This window comes from Streptomyces sp. TLI_185 (assembly GCF_003814765.1).
Taxonomy (GTDB): Bacteria; Actinomycetota; Actinomycetes; order Streptomycetales; family Streptomycetaceae; genus Streptomyces.
Genome location: NZ_RKRB01000001.1, coordinates 9956817 through 9975009, shown reverse-complemented (window position 1 = coordinate 9975009; position 18193 = coordinate 9956817). Strand labels below are relative to the sequence as shown.

General features: G+C 70.8%; 10 protein-coding genes and 2 pseudogenes. 7 read left to right on the top strand and 5 right to left on the bottom strand.

The annotated features are described in order from the left end of the window. Positions 1-438: 438 nt before the first annotated feature. Positions 439-2547 carry a DUF1996 domain-containing protein gene (locus tag EDD92_RS45810; RefSeq protein WP_260327201.1) on the bottom strand — a complete coding sequence of 703 codons (2109 nt, stop codon included), beginning with the start codon at positions 2545-2547 and terminating at the stop codon, positions 439-441. A gap of 171 nt (positions 2548-2718) precedes the next feature. On the opposite strand from EDD92_RS45810, the gene EDD92_RS45805 reads away from it, so the two are divergent. After that, positions 2719-3534, top strand: a complete 816-nt coding sequence (locus EDD92_RS45805; RefSeq protein ID WP_123969782.1) for a class I SAM-dependent methyltransferase — start codon at positions 2719-2721, stop codon at positions 3532-3534. Positions 3535-3733: 199 nt separating this feature from the next. On the opposite strand, the gene EDD92_RS45800 is transcribed toward EDD92_RS45805, so the two are convergent. Next, on the bottom strand, positions 3734-4513 hold the full coding sequence (locus tag EDD92_RS45800) for a maleylpyruvate isomerase family mycothiol-dependent enzyme (protein WP_123969780.1): 780 nt from the start codon (positions 4511-4513) through the stop codon (positions 3734-3736). A gap of 383 nt (positions 4514-4896) precedes the next feature. On the opposite strand from EDD92_RS45800, the pseudogene EDD92_RS45795 reads away from it, so the two are divergent. The 3 genes and pseudogenes from EDD92_RS45795 to EDD92_RS45785 all read left to right on the top strand — a co-directional run. Further along, positions 4897-5769: pseudogene (locus EDD92_RS45795) on the top strand (chitinase); the annotation flags it as partial. Positions 5770-5843: 74 nt separating this feature from the next. After that, a pseudogene (locus EDD92_RS45790) lies at positions 5844-6662 on the top strand (ThuA domain-containing protein); the annotation flags it as partial. Positions 6663-6797: 135 nt separating this feature from the next. Beyond that, positions 6798-8528: a dolichyl-phosphate-mannose--protein mannosyltransferase gene (locus EDD92_RS45785; RefSeq protein WP_185124339.1), complete on the top strand. Its 1731-nt coding sequence runs from the start codon at positions 6798-6800 to the stop codon at positions 8526-8528. Positions 8529-8552: 24 nt separating this feature from the next. On the opposite strand, the gene EDD92_RS45780 is transcribed toward EDD92_RS45785, so the two are convergent. The 3 genes from EDD92_RS45780 to EDD92_RS45770 all read right to left on the bottom strand — a co-directional run bounded on the left by EDD92_RS45780 (position 8553) and on the right by EDD92_RS45770 (position 11512). Further along, entirely contained in the window at positions 8553-9185 is a 633-nt protein-coding gene (locus EDD92_RS45780) for a GNAT family N-acetyltransferase (protein WP_123969775.1), read from the bottom strand. 74 nt (positions 9186-9259) lie between these two features. Further along, entirely contained in the window at positions 9260-9451 is a 192-nt protein-coding gene (locus tag EDD92_RS52615; protein WP_123970848.1) for a hypothetical protein, read from the bottom strand. Between the two features lie 648 nt (positions 9452-10099). After that, positions 10100-11512, bottom strand: coding sequence for a cytochrome P450 (locus EDD92_RS45770; RefSeq protein WP_123969773.1), 1413 nt, complete (start codon positions 11510-11512; stop codon positions 10100-10102). A 201-nt stretch (positions 11513-11713) separates the two neighbouring features. Here EDD92_RS45770 and EDD92_RS45765 point away from each other — a divergent pair, with 201 nt between their 5' ends. The 3 genes from EDD92_RS45765 to EDD92_RS45755 all read left to right on the top strand — a co-directional run bounded on the left by EDD92_RS45765 (position 11714) and on the right by EDD92_RS45755 (position 18162). Beyond that, positions 11714-14254, top strand: a complete 2541-nt coding sequence (locus EDD92_RS45765) for a SpoIIE family protein phosphatase (protein ID WP_123969771.1) — start codon at positions 11714-11716, stop codon at positions 14252-14254. A 104-nt stretch (positions 14255-14358) separates the two neighbouring features. Continuing rightward, a complete protein-coding gene (locus EDD92_RS45760; protein WP_123969769.1) occupies positions 14359-17163 on the top strand; it encodes a SpoIIE family protein phosphatase in 2805 nt (934 codons plus the stop codon). 150 nt (positions 17164-17313) lie between these two features. Then, a complete protein-coding gene (locus tag EDD92_RS45755; RefSeq protein WP_123969767.1) occupies positions 17314-18162 on the top strand; it encodes a chitosanase in 849 nt (282 codons plus the stop codon). Positions 18163-18193: the final 31 nt, after the last annotated feature.

Here is an 18193-nt window from a genome sequence, read left to right as displayed (position 1 = left end):
GGCCCGATCTCGCCGCTCAGGCCGCGCTTCTTCATCTGCGGCACCAGCTGCCGGGGCACGTAGGCCAGCGGTCGCGCCTGGAACGGCGCGTCCGCCTCCCGCTGGTCGCTCGACCAGGCGGCCCACGTCGCGCCGCTGCGGCCGAGCAGGATGACATCGGCGTCGACCGACAGGGTCGTACCAGCGGCCGGCCAAGGTCGGTGATGTCCTCGGCGAGTCGTGGCGCGGCCCCGACCACGCCATCGAGGTGCAGTTCGCGCTGCGGCTGAACCGGCTGTCGCGGTCGTTGCCCCAGTGAGCACCGAGGGGCCGCCCGGCAGTGGCCGGGCGGCCCCTCGCACGTCATACCCGCCGCGTGCGTCCGGTGCGTCGAGCGCGGCCGCCGCCGATCCGGCGGCGGCCCCTGCCGCTCGTGCCCCTGCGCAGCGCCCCCAGACGTCAGCGCAGGTAATTGCGCCGTGTACGGGTGAGCAGGAACAGCCCTGCGAGCAGCAGTACGGTGCCGGCTGTGGCGGGCCACAAGGTCGTGCCGGTCTCGGCCAGCGCGCCGCCCTGGACCGCCTGCGGTTCGGTCTGGCTGCCGGCGGCGGGGCCGTTCCCGCCTGGGGCCTGGGACTGGGCGGAGTTGTCGCCCGCGTTGGTGCCGCCGTTCGCCGGGGCGGCCGCGGCGCTCGGGGAGGCCTTGGACGTTGCGTAGACCCTCGGTTCCGTCGTGCTGGAGATGGTGGGCTTGTCGTCGTTCGCGGGCTGTCCGGTCTCCGGAGCGGTGGTCGTGGGCTGCGCGTTCTGGTCGCCGGATCCGCTGCCGGAGTTCCCCTGGCCGGACCCGTCGCCCGTGTTCCCCTGGCCGGACCCGTCACCCGTGTTCCCCTGGCCGGACCCGTCACCCGAGTTCCCGTTGTCGCCGTCGGCGGGCGGCGTGGTCGGTTCGTCGGTGGGCTGGGCGGTCGGCTCCTGGGTGGGCTGGTCGGTGGGCTGGTCAGTGGGCTGCTCGCTCGGCTGGTCCGTCGGCTGCTGGGTCGCTCCCCCGTCCGAGCCCGGGTCCTCGCCGGTGCCCGCGCCGCATTCACGGCCGCCGTTGATGCAGGACACGACCTCCTTCATGAGGCCCTCGTCGAAGACGTTGATGAAGTCGCCGTGGTCGGTGACCGGCTTGTGCAGCTGCTCGGGGAAGGAGTCCACCGCGAACAGCGGGGTCGTACGGCCGCCGTCCTGCAGGCTCGGCGCCTTCACGTCGTAGACGATGCGCTGCACCAGCTGCGGGATGGCCTTGAAGCCGTTCGGGCAGTTGCCGGAGGCGTCGGCGAAGGCCACGTGGGTGCGGTGGTTGGCACTGTCGATGTTGCGGCCGTCCCAGCAACTCTGGAACCGGAAGGTGCGGACCACGTCGCTGCCCTGCGGGCACAGCGGGTACTTGTCCTTCAGCTGCCGGTCCTCGAACCCGGTGCAGCTCCAGGAGGCGTTGGCGTTGGCGGGGCCGTTGACGAACGCCTTGGCGTCGCCGGTGATGATGCGCAGCAGTCGGGGCATCTCGGTGACCTGGCTGCGCTGGTTGCCGATGAACGTCAGCGTGACCTGCTTGGGGGTGACGATTTCACCGGCGTTGCCCTCGATCCCGCCGCCGGGCTTGTTCGCGTCCTGCTCCTGGGCGCCGTTCTGCAGGCGCACCACCGGCCAGTAGTACGTGGACTTGTCGCCCGGGTTCTCGCAGCTCGTGTCGGCGCCCGCGAGGTCGTCGTCGCTGGCGAAGGCGTTGTTGGACTGGTTGCCGACGTAGTCGTGGAAGTGGTGGGCGCCGTTGGTGACACCGGGGGCCACGATGACGTTGTCGGAGTTGAACAGGCCGTTCGCGTTCACGCCGCAGCTGGTGGTGAAGGTGCCCTTGGAGGCGAAGGACTTGAGATCCGGGGCCGGGGCGTTGGGCTGGACGGTGTTGATGTCCTGGTAGTCCGCGGCCACCGGGCCGTTGCCGGCCTGGCCTCCGTTGCCGGCCTGCTGGCCGCCGTTCTGCTGGCCGCCGTTCTGCTGGTCTCCCTGGCCCTGCTGCTGGCCGCCTTCCGAACCCTGGCCGCCGTTCTGGTCGTTCCAGGTGCGCATCGAGCAGTCCGCCATGGAGTCGAGCCCGTCGGGGCGCTCGCCTGCCTGGTCCATGGCGTTGCCGATGCGCTCGAGCGACTCGCTCCGCGTCTCCTTCAGCGGCTTCATGACCTGGTCGTCGGTGTAGCCGCTGTCCTGGCGCTGTTCCGGCGTCGCGGCCTGCAGCCGCTGGTAGGCCTCCGCTATCTGCTGGTCCATCGAGGCGAGTTCCTTGTCGACCTCACCCCGGGCCTGGTCCGGCACCTGCGTCAACTTGCTGCCGACGTCCGGGCAGTCGATCGTGCCGGCCGCGGCACTGCGCGTCTCGGCCCCGTCCGTGCCCGAACCGCCTTCCGTCGCGGAGGCGTAGACATTGACCGCGACCAGCCCGCCTCCGCCCAGCATCAGCGCGAATGCCGCAAAGGTTGCGCGGCGCGGGCCTGTTGGGCGTCTGCGCGTGTTGCGTCCCACGAGAGTTCTCCTACGAATCACGGCGGTCAGGCATGGAAATCCCTCGCCACATACGGACGGCGGAACCGGCGTGTTCAAGCACCCCAGAGATTCATACGAACCTCTCAGAAAGCGCGTGCCCCCACATCCCCACACGTGGCGCAAACCGGGGCAGCACGGCACAGTGGGAAGGTGGCCGAGCAGGACTTCGACGTGTGGACCGCCGGGGACGCGTACGAGCGGTACATGGGGCGGTGGAGCCGTCTGGTGGCCGACGAGTTCGTGGCCTGGCTGGCGTGTGCGCCCGGAGCTCGGTGGCTGGACGTCGGCTGTGGTTCGGGTGCGTTGACGTCGGCTGTGGCACGCCGGTGCCGGCCCCGGACCCTGCTCGGGGTGGAGCGGTCCGCCGGGTTCGTGTCCGCGGCCCGGACACTTGGATCCCCTCGCGCGCTCTTCGCCAGGGCCGACGCACAGGCTCTTCCCGTGGGCGAGGCCGCGGTGGACGTGGCCGTGAGCGGACTGGTCCTCAACTTCCTCCCCGACCCCGGTGCCGCGGTCGCCGAAGCCGCGCGCGTGGTGGCGCCCGGCGGGCTGGTCGCCGCGTATGTGTGGGACTACGCCGAAGGCATGGGGTTTCTACGGCACTTCTGGGACGCCGTGACCGCCGTCGATCCGTCCTCGGCGGCGGAGTTGGACGAGGGCCGCCGGTTCCCGCTGTGCCGGCCGGCCCCACTGCGGAGGCTGTGGAGCGAAGCCGCTCTGGTCGAGGTGGAGGTGGCACCCATCGAAGTCCCGACCCGCTTCGCCGACTTCTCCGATCTGTGGGATCCGTTCCTGGCCGGGCAGGGCCCCGCCCCCGGTTACGTCGCCTCGCTCATTCCGGCCGCCAGGGAACGGCTGCGGGAAGCCCTGCGGCAACGGGTGCCTGCTCGGGCGGACGGCTCGATCGCGCTCCGGGCGCGCGCCTGGGGCGTGCGGGGTCGTAGGGCAGGCGTCGTCGACCGCTGACGGTCGGGCCGTGATGCCGGTGTCGGCCGCGCAGCTCAGTGCCCCCGCACACCGTGGCCCAGCCAAACCCCGATGAAGCTGCAGCCAAGGCGGCGGATCGGCGGCGCGCGCAACCTTCAGGCACGGGAAGGGGGACGGCCTGTCCGCGGTTGTCCGTCTCGGTCGGCCACGAACTGCCCCGCGCTCCCACACTGACTTTCTACGCCTCCAGCCAGAACCCCGTACGGGTCAGCCAGAGTTCGAGCAGTGCAGTGTCACCTCGGGGCTCGACTGCGGGAGCGGGTCGCCGATAGAGGAACAGCAGCAGGTCCGTCACCGGTCCGCGTACGGTCGTGGCGGCTGCCGCGCGCCCGGTGTGCCACACGGGCCGGTCGCCGCCGAGGTCGACGTGCCACTGTCCGGCACCGGTCGCCTCGAACTGGAGCGTACGACCGGGGCCGAGCAGGCCGGGTGCTCCCGGCCGGGGCTCGTACGCCTCGGGGACCGTCGCGAACTCCATCCACTCCTGCACGGCGTCCGCCGCGAGGGCGTCGTCGAGCCTGAATGCGGAGCCGGTCGCCAGTGCGGCATCGGCCCGGTGTACGACGGTCTCGTGCGTCATCCTCCTGGCCCAGAAGGAGGACGTGTTCCGCTCGTGGGCCGGCGTCCACACCTGGGCATCGGGCCCGGCATCCCGCAGGGTGGCGCTGAGTTCCGCGGCGCCCTCGGCGAGCCAGCCGTCCAGTGCGTCCCCGTCCACATGGGCGTATACGGCGGGGTCGTCGACGGGGTCTCCCGGAACGGGTTCGAGGGCTCGCGTCCGGACCACCTCCTGCGCCCATCGGTGGTCCCCGCCCACGTGTCGCAGCAGCCGGCCGAGATCCCAGCCGGGGCAGGTGGACACCTCGGTGGCCGTGTCCGCCCCTCTGACCTGCGCCCTCAGCAGCTCGGTCTGGGAGACGATCGCGCGGCAGTGGTCGTCGAAGGTGAGTGACGTCATCCGCTCATCATGTGCCAACCGGCCTCGCCGCCGCAGTCGGATACCGCGCCCCGCCCGATCGAGAGGAGCGGCCGCCCAAACGCTCACCTCTTGAAGGGACTTGCGCGGACTCGTGTCACCGATGCTTCACCTCTTGACGCGTTTGGTTCAGACCTTTAGGTTCCCGGTCACACAGCTTCACGAATGCGCCCGATGTTCATTCACGTGAACCCGTTGCGCTGCCCTCACCCCCACCGTCCGTTGCCGACGAAAGGCTGTGATCCCCACCCATGAACCCCCAACCCCCCACCCGTGGCGCCGTGTTGCGCGCCTGTCTCGCCATAACCCTGTCCGCCCTCTCCGCCGCGGCTCTCGCCGCCGCTCCCGCCGGTGCGGCCCCGGCCGCCGCCCCCATGGCCGTCGCGCCGTACCTCTACAACGGCTGGGGCAGCCCGCCCGACCCGGCCACCATCACCCGCGCCACCGGCGTCCAGTGGTTCACGCTCGCCTTCGTCCTCAGCAACGGGCACTGCAATCCGCAGTGGGACGGCAGCCGCCCGCTCACCGGTGGCGTCGACCAGCGGACCGTCAACACCGTGCGCGCGGGCGGCGGTGACGTCATCCCCTCGTTCGGCGGCTACAGCGGCAACAAGCTGGAGAGCTCCTGCTCCAACGCCGGGGAGCTGGCGGCCGCGTACCAGAAGGTCATCAACGCCTACCGGCTCAAGGCGATCGACATCGACATCGAGGCCGACGCCTACAGCAACCCGACCGTGCAGCAGCGCACGGTGGACGCGCTCAAGACGGTGAAGGCGAACAACCCGGGCCTGAAGGTGTACGTCACCATCGGCACCGACCAGAGCGGGCCCGACACCAGCCTGATCAAACGCGCGGCCGCGTCCCGTCTGTCCGTGGACGCGTGGGCGATCATGCCCTTCGACTTCGGCGGCGCCGGCAAGAACATGGGGACGCTGACCCTGAAGGCGGCCGAGGGTCTCAAGTCCGCGCTCAAGAGCGCCTACGGCTACGGCGACGACCAGGCCTACCGGACCATGGGCATCTCCTCCATGAACGGGATCACGGACCAGAACGAGAAGGTCACCGTCGCCGACTTCCGCACCATCCTCGGCTACGCCCAGCAGCACCACCTGGCACGGCTCACCTTCTGGTCCGCCAACCGCGACCGGCCCTGCACCGGCGGCGGCGCGGACAGCTGCTCCGGAGTCGGCCAGCAGGCCTGGGACTACACGCGCGTCTTCGCCCGGTACACCGGCTGAACCCCCCCGCAGTCGCACGAACCTCCACGTGGCCGACCTGGCCAACCACCCCTGAATGGGGAGGAGTTCATCCGATGCACACCATCCGAACCGGGACCGTACGCATCCTCGTGCTCCTGGCGATCCTGCTGACGGCCCTGTCCGCGCCACGCGCCCACGCCGCAGCGCAGCCGTTCAAGGTGCTCGCCCTCTACAACGGCACCTGGGACGCGGCCCACATCAGCTTCGTCCACGAGGCCAACGCCTGGTTCCCGAAGCAGGCCGCACAGAACGGCTTCACCTACACGGCGAGCAACAACTGGGAACTGCTCGCGAACGGCGGAGTGAACAGCTACCAAGTGGTCCTGTTCCTCGACGACCTGCCGCAGTCCGCCGCCCAACGCACCGGATTCGAGCGCTACATGCGCGGCGGCGGCGCCTGGATGGGCTTCCACGTCTCCGCGTTCACCACCGACGCGCAGAGCTGGCCCTGGTACCACAACCAGTTCCTGGGCAGCGGCAACTTCAAGTCCAACACCTGGGGGCCGACGACCGCGGTCCTGCGCGTAGAGGACCGTACGCACCCGTCGACGAGGAACCTTCCGGCGACCTTCACCTCATCCGTCAGCGAGTGGTACAGCTGGTCGAACGACCTGCGGCGCAACCCCGACATCAAGATCCTCGCCTCGGTCGACCCGAGCAGCTTCCCGCTCGGCACCGACCCCGACCAGAGCTGGTACAGCGGCTACTACCCCATCCTGTGGACGAACACGAAGTACCGGATGCTGTACGCCAACTTCGGCCACAACGCGATGAACTATGAGACCAACACCACCCTGTCGTCGACGTTCGCGAGCGAGACGCAGAACCGCTTCCTGCTCGACGGGCTGAAATGGCTGGGGGGCACCCCGGGTTCGCACCTGCACGCGCACTCCTGAGCCGGTGCGCGAAGGGCCCCGACCGCCGCGCGGGTGCGGTCGGGGCCCTGCACCACGCCGCGCCCCCGCGCGCCGAACCCGAACCGCACTGACGTTCCCTACGATGACCCGGTGACGAGTGACACCCCCACACGTGCCGAGGTCGACGAGGACGCCCGCGCGACCGCTGAGCCCCAGGCGACCCCTTGGGCGCAGCGGCTGCGGCGGTTCGGGTACACGGCGGGCCCCCGGACCGATCCCCGGGCCCGGCTGGTGCCGCCCTTCCCCGAACCGAGCACGAGAGTCTGGGAGTTGGTGGGCCTCGGCCCTCGACCGGCCCGCCGCCTCGCGCGTTCCATGGGCTGGCTGGGACCGGTTCTCGTCGCCGTGCTGGCCGGCGCGCTCCGGTTCTGGCGGCTGGGCCGGCCACGGGCCGTCGTCTTCGACGAGACGTACTACGCCAAGGACGCCTGGGCGATGCTGCGGCTCGGCTACGAGGGCAGCTGGCCGGACCGCAAGATCGCCGACCCGCAGATCCTGGCGCACCCCCAGGTGATCCCGCTCTCCGACTCCGGCAGCTTTGTCGCGCACCCGCCGATGGGCAAGTGGGTGATCGCCCTCGGGGAGGGGGCGTTCGGTCTCGACCCGTTCGGCTGGCGCTTCATGACGGCGGCGCTGGGCACCCTGTCGGTGCTCATGCTGTGCCGAATAGGGCGCCGTCTGTTCCGTTCGACGCTGCTCGGCTGTCTGGCCGGTGCGCTGCTGGCGGTGGACGGCCTGCACTTCGTGATGAGCCGGACCGCCCTGCTCGACCTTGTAGTGATGTTCTTCGCGCTGGCGGCGTTCGGCTGTCTGCTGGTCGACCGGGACAAGGCGCGGGCCCGGCTGGCCGCGGCCCTGCCCGTCGGCGACGACGGCTTCGCCCGTCCCGACCCGTACACCGGCGAACAGGTCGGCACGGGCCTGCGTCCGTGGCGGCTCGCGGCCGGCATCCTCCTGGGACTGGCCGCCGCGAGCAAGTGGAACGGCCTCTACTTCCTCGTCTTCTTCACCGTCCTGACCATCCTGTGGGACGTCGGCTCCCGCCGCGTGGCCGGGGCGGGCCACCCCTACCGGGCGGTGCTGCGCAAGGACCTCGGCTGGTCGGTGCTCTCCCTGGTGCCGGTCGCCGTGGTGACGTATCTGGCGACCTGGACCGGATGGTTCCTGTCCGACAACGGCTACAACCGGCACTGGGCGGACGGACGCGCAGGCACCTGGTCCTGGATCCCGGCTCCGCTGCGCAGCCTGTGGCACTACGAACACGCCGTCTACCAGTTCAACATCGGCCTCCACTCCCCGCACCGCTACCAATCCAATCCGTGGAGCTGGCTGGTCCAGGGGCGCCCCGTGGCGTTCTATTACCAGTCACCGAAAGCCGGCGAGCAGGGCTGTCACACCGCCACCGGCTGCTCGCAGGAGATCCTGGGCCTGGGCACCCCGCTGCTGTGGTGGGCGGCCTGCGGCGCGCTGCTCTACCTTCTGTTCCGGTGGGCGCTGCGCCGCGACTGGCGCGCGGGTGCGGTCCTGTGCGCGGTGGCCGCCGGATACCTTCCCTGGTTCAACTACCAGGACCGTACGGCCTTCTCCTTCTACGCCGTCGCCTTCGTGCCCTACCTGTGTCTGGCCGTGACCATGATGATCGGCGCCCTGCTCGGGCCGTCGGGGGCGGACGAGCGGCGCCGGCTGATCGGCGCGGTGAGCGCGGGCGTGCTGGTACTGCTCATCGCATGGAACTTCATCTACTTCTATCCCATCTACACGGGCACGACGATCCCGTACGGCGACTGGCGTGCCCGGATGTGGCTGGACACCTGGATATGAGGCCGGGGTTCAGGCCATCGTTCGTCACAGGTTCTCCAACTCCCCTGTCGAGCGCCCGAGATACGTGACCGGCCCCGGGTCCGAGACGTCGATCTGGTGGAAGCCCAAGCGGTCGTAGAAGGCTCTGGCCGGGGTGTTGGCCGTGACCATGGAGAGGTGTACGGCGGCGACGCCCTGGTCGCGCAAAGCGCGCAGGAAGGTCCGCATCAGTTCACGGCCATATCCACGGCCCTGCCATGCGGGGAGCAGGTCGATGTGCAGATGGGCCGGGTACGCGGCGACCTCGGGGACGATCATCCGTTCGGGGTGATGCAGGAGGGGGATCATCTGCTCGTCCGGGGTCGTCGGTGGTCCGGCGGGCTCCGGGTGGCGGTCGGCGACCAGGGGCAGCCACTTCGTGCGGAAGGCTTCGACAAAGCGGGGTGTGTCCGCGGTGCCGAGGATGTAGCCGACCGCCCGGCCGCGACCATCGGCCAGGACGAAGGCCAGTTCCGGCTCCAGCACGGCGTAGGGCGCCGCGAAGATTGCCGGGAAGATGGTGGGGTCGGCGTAGACGGGCCGGCTGTCCTGGCCGTTGTGCGCGGTGCGGATGCAGATGTCGTCGAGGGCTTCGCGGTCCTCGGGGCGGTAGAGGCGGATGGCGGGCGACGAGGTCATCGCAGCATCCTGCACATCTGGGAGCGCTCCCACAAGTCCGTTGACGCGGGCCCGTGCATCGCGGGCCGGGATCGTCAGGCGCACCTCACACGTGCGCAGGTCCGCCACCGGGACCCGGAAGCCGGCACCGATGGGCCGACCCTGGATGTACTCGTCCGGCGTGCCCGCGGGCGCGGTCGGCGGGCCACGTGGCCGAACAGGCCGTCGCTCTCTTCGTGGTTGAGGATGAAGGCGGTCTCACGCCAGACTTTCGCGTTCGACGCGATCGCCCGAAGGCGCTCTCGGACTGTGGCGCACGCCGCGTTCGTACAGGTCGGAGCCCGGCTACGCGTTCTTGAAGGTGGCGAACTGCTCGACCATGTTGCAGCCGTGGTCGTCGTCCTGCCGGTAGACCTTCCAGCTGACGCCGGTTACCTGGAGGCGGTCGACCTACATCGTCCAGCGGTACGGCGCCGGCGCGACGTTGCTGATGGCCGGGCCGCCGCGGGTGCCCCCGGGGCGATCGAACCGGTCATCCACTGACATAGGGGCCGTTGACGCCATCGGCCTTGCGGTGCGCCCGACCTGTGGGTGTCGCGGTGGAAGAACAGCAGGTAGCCCTTTGGGTTCAGGGCGTGCGACTGGCAGAAGACGGAAGGCTCGTTGTCGAGCCGGAGGCGTGCGCGTCGCCGAAGCCACGGACGCCCGACAGGGTGCCGAAGTAGTGGTCGGTCGGCCCGGTGGAACGGCCGGACCGCCGATCACTCTGCACTCGACACGGCGGGGCGCATCAGGAGCGGTCCATGAACCTGTGGCCAACGTGCGGTAGGGAGTTGGCCGAGCCATGACCGGCGATGGTTGGCCGCTACGTGGACGTTGCCCCGGGGTTGGGAAACGGAGGGCCGACCCATGCATGGGGGCGCTCTACTGATCCGTCAGCATGCCGAGTCGGAATGGAACTCCATGGCCAAGGCATCGGGTTCCACCGTGATGACGGCCTGGGCACGCGGTGGACGCGAGGTCACCTTGAACCGGGGCCAGGCCTGGAGGACGGTCGCGAGGATGATTTGGAGCTCGACCCACGCGAAGTTCTCGCCGATGCACTTGCGGCGGCCGTCGCCGAATGCGAGGAAGGACCCCCGGGTGCCCGCGACGCGGTCCGCCTCCCAACGGTCCGGGTCGAAGGTGTCCGGGTCGGGGAAATAGGAGGAGTCGTGCTGGTGCAGATGGGGGCTCCACACGACATCGGCGCCCTCGGGAATGAGGTGTCCGCCGAGGACGATGTCGCGGGCGGCGGTCCGCGTCACCATCCAGAGCACCCCGTATTTCCTGATGGCCTCCTGCAGAACCCGTCGGGCGTACGGGAGTTGGTCGATGTCGTCGTAGCGCAGCGGCCGGTCTCCGCACACCGAGGCCAGTTCCTCGCGAAGGCGTCGTTCGACGGCGGGGTTGCGGGCGATCTCGTACAGCGCCCAGGCGAGTGTGGTGCCAGTGGTCTCGATCGAGCCGGCCAGGAGGGTGATGGTCTCGTCCTGGAGTTGCCGGCGGCCGAGTTGGTCCTCAGCGTCGATCAGGGTCTCGAACAGCCCGCTCTGCCGCCGGTGCGCCTCTGCCGCGTACGGGCACGCCTCAGCACCGGACGCACCGTCCGCCGAAGCGGATCCGGGTGCGGTGACGTGGATGTGGTGGTCGATGGCCTGGTCGATGAGGGCGCGCAGGCGGGCGACACGGTCGGAGTGCGCGCGGTTGGCGGGCAGCGGCAGTCGCGTGATCCAGGGCGGGAGAATGACCTGCCGAATCGTTCCTTTCATGATCTCGGGCATGAGGGCGGTGAACTCGCCCTCCAGGTGGGCGGGCAGGTCCGCGCCGAACACGGCCACGAGGAACGTGGCGAGGGTGATCTCGTTCATGTCGGCGAGCACGTCCCGCGGTTCGGTCGCGGGCCAGGCTCCGACTATCTTCCGCACCTGATCGATCATGGCGTTGCCGTGCTCGGCGATGTGCACCTTGTTGAACATGGGCTGCATCAGACGGCGGTTGCGCAGATGGGTGTCTCCGTCGGCGACGGTCGCGATTCCGTCACCGAGAAAGACACGCAGCGCATCGTTGTACTTGCCGCCCTTGGTGAAGTGGGCGGCGTCGGTCACCAGGACACGTCGGGTCAGTGCAGGGTCCGTGACCACGTAGGCGGGTGTGGGGCCGATGCGTATGCGCACCACACTGCCGTATTCGCGCAACGAGGTGATGAACGGCAGCGGGTCGCGGGCGAGGCGGAGTCCGTGCCCGATCAGCGGCAGTGCGCCGGGGGCCGTGGGTGTGGGGATGGGTGCCGGGGTGGGGGCGCTCATCAGGTGATCACTCCTCGTGGGGGTGGGGACAAACGCCCGAATGCATGCCCATTACACCTTCGCCCGATGCACCGGAACGGAGATGTTCACGTCACATCCCGGTCTGTCGCAGTCTCCCTCCGCCCAGGTGCGCCGCAGCCCCGCGGTGGCGCATTCTTATCTGTGTCGCCCGCTGGACGGCGTACGGACGAGGTAGGGCCGATGACTCGCGCGGAGTACGCACACCGGACGCCCGGGCAGCTGGCCGCGCTGCTGATCGACGCCTCCACGGAGGCGATCGGCGCGGCCGGTGGGCACTCGGGAGGGGTCTATCTGCGCTCCGGCACGCCCGGGCTGCTGCGGCTGGCGGTGCTCGCCGGGCTGCCGGGCGCGCTGTTCCGGCCCTGGTGGCGGCTGCATGTGGACCGGCCGTTCCCGGTGGCCGACGCCTACCGGCTCGGCGTGCAGGTGGTCCTGCCGAACGCCACGGAGACGATGCGCCGCTATCCCCAGTTCGCGGCCGGGCTGCCGTTCCAGTTCGGGTCGATGTACGTACCGATCGGCTGCGGATCGACCACCTTCGGTGTGCTGACCGTGCTGCGCCCCTCCACCGCGGACGCCACCGAACTGCTCCACCACCGCGATCGCATGGTGCGGCTGGCCGAGGACCTGGGCGCCGCGCTGCGGCGGCTGGAGGACAGCGGCAGGTCGTCGGTCGCCTGGGACGGAGAGCCCGTGTGCGTACGGCCGCCCGGCGCGCGCCCGCCCGCGGGGCGTGCCGGGGGTTTCGCCTGGGATCCGGTGACGGACGTCGTGACCGTGGACGAGCGGCTGCCCGCGCTGCTGGGGGTGCCGGTCGACGCGTTCGCCACGTCCGTGGAGGCGCTTGCGGACGCCGTGGCCCCGGACGAGACACAGCGGGTCCTGGCCGCGCTGCGGGAGACGGCCGCGGGCCGGCCGCCGCCCCTGCCGCTGTACGTGCGGGCCGAGGACGGCGCGCTGCGCCTGGTGGAGCTGTGGAGCCCGTACGCGGCCCCCGCACCGCCCGGCACACCCTCCGGCACGCATCCGGTCCGGGGTTTCGTCGTCGATCCGGGTCCCGGTGCGGCGGCCGACGCCGCCGCTGATCTGCTGCCCGACGGTGTGCTCTGTCTGGACCGGCTGGGGCTCGTGCTCTACGCCAACCCGCGCGCCGGACAGCTGCTGCACTGCTCCCGGACGCAGCTGCTCAGCCGCCCCCTGTGGGAGGGCCTGCCGTGGCTGAACCAGCCCGCCTTCGAGGACCATCTGCGCGGCGCGCTGCTGTCCCCGGACCCGGTGCGCTTCCATGTTGCGCGGCCCGGCACGGACGGCGCGGAGGACGAGGGCCAGGACCCGGCGTACGAGGGCGCCTGGCTCGAGGTCTGTGTCTATCCCGGTCCGGACGTGCTGACCTGCACGTTCCGCCCGGCGAACCGGGTGGCGGACGCGGCCGCCGACCTCACGCGGGAGCCGTCCGCCGCCGCCTCGCCCGGGGTCCCGTCGATGGCTCCGCTGTACCGCCCGATCGTTCTCGCCATCGCGCTGACGGAGGCGGTCACCGCACGGCAGGTGGCAGCCGTGGTGATGCGGGAACTGCTGCCCGCGTTCGGCGGCCGCCGCCTCGCCATCTATCTGCTGCAGGACCGGCACCTGTATCTGGCCTGGGAGAACGGCTTCCCCAAAGGGTTCCTCACCCCCTTCGAGGGCGTGGGCCTGGACGCCCATCTGCCCGGCGTCGAGACGCTGACCAGTGGCCGGCCGTTCTTCTTCGACTCGATGGAACAGCTGGCCGCCGCATACCCGGGCATCCCGCTGGACGCGGACGAGGGGGCCCGTGCCTTCCTGCCGCTGATCGCCTCCGGGCGTCCGGTGGGCTCCTGCATCCTGGGCTTCGACGGTTCGCGCAGTTTCAGCACCGAGGAGCGCACGGTACTCACCGCGCTCGCCGGGCTGATCGCCCATGCCATGGAGAAGGCGAAGCGCTACGAGAGCGAGGCGGCGCTCGCGCGCGGACTGCAGCAGGCCCTGCTCCCCCGCCGGCTGTCGGCCCACCCGCAGGTGGAGACGACGGGGCGCTATCTGCCGGGCACCCAGGGCATGGAGGTGGGCGGCGACTGGTACGACGTCGTCGAGGCGGGCGACGGCCTGGCACTGGTCATCGGCGATGTGCAGGGACACGGTGTGCAGGCCGCGGCCACCATGGGCCAACTGCGCAGTGCGGTAAGGGCGTTCGCGCTCGGTGACCGGCCGCCCGACGAGGTGATGAGCGGCACGAACCATCTGCTGATCGACCTCGATCCCGGACAGTTCGCGAGCTGCTGCTACATCCGGCTGGATCCGGCCTCGGGCCTGGCGCGGGCGGCCCGCGCCGGGCATCCGCCGCCGCTGCTGCGTCACCCGGACGGCCACACCGAGGTGCTGGACCTGCCCGGCGGCGTGGTGCTCGGGGTGGACCCGCACGCCCAGTACCCCGTCGCCGAGCTGCGGATCGAGCCCGGCGCCGTCCTCGCGCTGTACACGGACGGGCTCGTCGAGCGGCCCGGTGTCGACATCGACGAGGGCATCACGGCCCTGCGGGTGGCCCTGGCGAAGGTCGGAGCGCCTGCCGCACGCCCGGGCCGCCGTCCGCTGGCCGGGGTGGCCGACCGACTCACCGCGACGGCCCGCCACTCCGCGGACCGTCCCGACGACATCGCGCTGCTTCTCGCCACGCGCCGTGCGGCGCACAGGAACCAGCGGTGATGCCGTCTCCCGCCCGTGACAGCGGCACGCGGATCGGGAGCGATCTCCGTCACCCGCTGTGACGCCTCTCGCCTCATGCGGCCCGGCAGTGTAGACATGGGCACATGGTCCGACTTCCGGACCGCTCCGGGACCCGGTCGCACCGCCGTCCCGGCGGTCCCCGTGCCCGCCGCGCGACCGATCGCGCCCACGCAGCGCAGGGGCGGCACACGACGCGAACTCCACGCAGTGCACCCACCCGCCGGACTGGACACCCGGGCGAGCCGGAACCGGGCCGCATCAGCGCGCTGCGGTCGGCGCTGACCGGGCGCAGCATCGCCCGGCAGGTGTTCGTCCTGCAGGTGGTGATCGTGCTGCTGCTTGTGGTCGCCGCGGTGGTGGCGCTGTATCTGCAGGTCCGGCACGACAGCACCCAGGAGGCCCGCAACCGGTCCGTCGCCGTCGCCCAGGCGTTCGCCAATGCGCCGGGCACTCGCGAGGCGCTCAGCAGCCCCGATCCCACGAAGATTCTGCAGCCGCGGGCGGAGGCCGCCCGTAAGGCGACCGGCGTCGACTTCATCGTCGTCATGAACACCGACGGCATCCGCTACACCCACCCCAAACCGAATCGCATCGGCAAGAAGTTCGTCGGGACGATCGCGCCCGCGCTGGCCGGCGGGACGGTGGTCGAGGAGATCAACGGGACGATCGGGCGGCTGGTGCAGGCGGTCGTGCCGATCAAGGATCCCGACGGCAAGGTCGTGGGCCTGGTCTCGGCGGGCATCACGACCGCGACCGTGGGCGGCACCGCCGACCGGCAGCTGCCGCTCGTCCTGTTCGCCGCGGCCGGGGGACTCGCCCTGGCCACCGGCGGCACCGCGCTGGTGAGCAGACGGCTGCTGCGCCAGACGCACGGCCTGGGCCCGCACGAGATGACCCGCATGTACGAGCACCACGACGCGGTGCTGCACGCCGTGCGCGAGGGCGTGCTCATCGTCAGCGGTGAGGGCCGGCTGCTGCTCGCCAACGACGAGGCGCACCGACTGCTCGACCTGCCCGCGGACGCCGAGGGCAGGCACGTCCTCGACCTGGGCCTCGCCCCGGACACGGCCGAGCTGCTGACCTCCGGGCGCGTCGCCACCGACGAGGTGCACCTGGTCAAGGACCGGCTCCTTGCGGTCAACCAGCGGCCCACGGACGTCCAGGGCGGCCCGCCGGGCAGCGTCGCCACGCTGCGCGACTCGACCGAGCTGCGCGCCCTGTCCGGCCGGGCGGAGACGGCACGGGAACGCCTCAACATGCTGTACGACGCCGGGGTGGGCATCGGCACCAGCCTGGACGTCGCCCGCACCGCGGAGGAGCTGGCGGAGCTCGCCGTGCCGCGGTTCGCCGATTTCGCGACGGTCGACCTGTTCGACGCGGTGCTGGGCGGGGGCCAGCCGGAGGCGGTGACCTCCCTGCGCCGTACCGCGTCGAGCGGGGTCCGCGAGGACGCCCCGCTGTACAAGGTGGGCCGGCAGATCAAGTTCGTCGACTCCTCGCCGCAGGCCCGCAGCCTGCACTCCGGGCAGGCCGTGCTGGAGCCGGACCTCGGTGCGGCGCCGGGCTGGCACGCGCAGGATCTGGAGCGCACCGCGCAGGTCGTCGAGTACGGCATCCACTCGCTGATCACCGTGCCGCTGCGCACCGGTTCCCTGGTGCTCGGGGTGGTCAGCTTCTGGCGCTCAGAGAAGCCCGAGCCCTTCGACGCGGACGAACTGGCCCTCGCCGAGGAGCTGGTGGCCCGTGCCGCGGTCTCGATCGACAACGCCCGCCGCTACACGCGCGAGCACAGCATGGCCGTGGCCCTGCAGCGCAGTCTGCTGCCCCGCAGGCTGCCCGAGCAGAGTGCCCTGGACATCGCCTACCGGTATCTGCCCGCGCAGGCCGGAGTCGGCGGGGACTGGTTCGACGTACTGCCGCTGTCGGGCGCACGTGTCGCCCTCGTGGTCGGCGACGTCGTCGGGCACGGACTGCACGCCGCGGCGACCATGGGGCGGCTGCGCACGGCGGTGCACAACTTCTCCGCCCTGGACCTGCCGCCCGACGAACTCCTCGCCCTGCTGGACGAGTTGGTCGGCCGCATCGACCTGGACGAGACGGCGGACGGCGGCAGCGCCCCGGTCACCGGCGCCACCTGTCTGTACGCGATCTACGACCCGGTGTCGCGCAAGTGCACCATCGCCCGGGCCGGGCATCCACCCCCGGCCCTCATCCGGCCCAACGGCGACGTCGAGTTCCCCGACGTGCCCGCCGGTCCCCCGCTCGGCCTCGGCGGCCTGCCGTTCGAGACGGCCGACCTCGTGCTGGAGGAGGGCAGCCGTCTCGTCCTGTACACGGACGGGCTGGTCGAGGACCGGGAGCGGGACATCGACGAGGGGCTCGCACTCCTGCGAGGTGCGCTGCAACGCGCGGGTGAGTCGCCGGAGGACACCTGCCGGGTCGTGCTCGAATCACAGCTGCCCGCCCGGCCGAGCGACGACGTCGCCCTGATCGTGGCCCGTACCCGGGCACTCGACGCCGACCGGGTCGCCGAGTGGCAGGTGCGGAACGATCCGGCGGCCGTCGGGGAGGTTCGTGCCTCCGTCAGCCGCAGGCTCACCGAGTGGGGGCTCGACGAGCTGACGTTCACCACGGAGCTCATCCTGAGCGAGCTGGTCACCAATGCGATCCGCTACGGCGCCGACCCCATCCAGGTGCGCGTGCTGTTCGACCGCACCCTGATCTGCGAGGTCTTCGACAGCAGCAGCACATCGCCGCACCTGCGGTATGCGGCGATGACGGACGAGGGCGGCCGCGGTCTGTTCCTGGTGGCTCAGCTCGCCGATCGCTGGGGCACCCGGTACACCCCGGAGGGCAAGGTCATCTGGGCGGAACAGCCACTGCCCTGACTCACGCCCTTTTGGTCCGTACCTACTTCGTACGTCCCTACGAACTTCTGGCGCGACGGGTGTGCGCCGTCCAGATCCTCTGATAGGAAACCTTCCTATCAGTGTCAGTCATGGCCAACTCCCCACCCCCCACCACCACTTGGAGCTCCCGTGAGGCACCCCTCCAGCGACCCTGCACATCCCGCCCGCATCTCGCGCCGCACCGTCCTCGTGGCCGCCGGCGCCTCCCTGGCCGCAGCGCCCTTCTTGCGGCCCTCCCACGCCTCGGCCACCCCGGCAGCGGCAGGCTGCGTGGGCCTCGACGACCCGGCGAAGAAGGAGATCGCCATGAAGCTGGTGTCGAGCGCGGAGAACTCCTCGCTCGACTGGAAGGCGCAGTACAAGTACATCGAGGACATCGGCGACGGCCGCGGCTACACCGCCGGGATCATCGGCTTCTGCTCCGGCACCGGCGACATGCTCGACCTCGTCCAGCTCTACACCGACCGCAAGCCCGGCAACGTTCTTTCCAAATACCTCACGGCGCTGCGCGCCGTGAACGGCTCAGACTCGCACGACGGGCTGGACCCGAACTTCCCCCGCGACTGGCGCAGGGCGGCCCAGGACACGGCGTTCCAGCAGGCACAGAACGACGAGCGCGACCGCGTGTACTTCAACCCGGCCGTACGGCAGGGCAAGGCGGACCGGATCGGGACGCTGGGGCAGTTCGCGTACTACGACGCCATCGTCATGCACGGCGACGGCGACGACGCGACCAGCTTCCGCAACATACGCAAGCGCGCCCTGAACAAGGCGAAGCCGCCGGCGCAGGGCGGCGACGAGGTGGCGTACCTGAACGCCTTCCTCGACGCCCGGGTGTGGGCCATGAAGCAGGAGGAGGCACACAGCGACACCAGCCGGGTCGACACCGAGCAGCGGGTCTTCCTGCGCAACGGCAACCTGTGCCTGAACACGCCTCTCAACTGGAAGGTGTACGGGGACAGTTACCAGATCGGCTGACCAGGACACGGGCCGCCGTACCGCCCCCGTG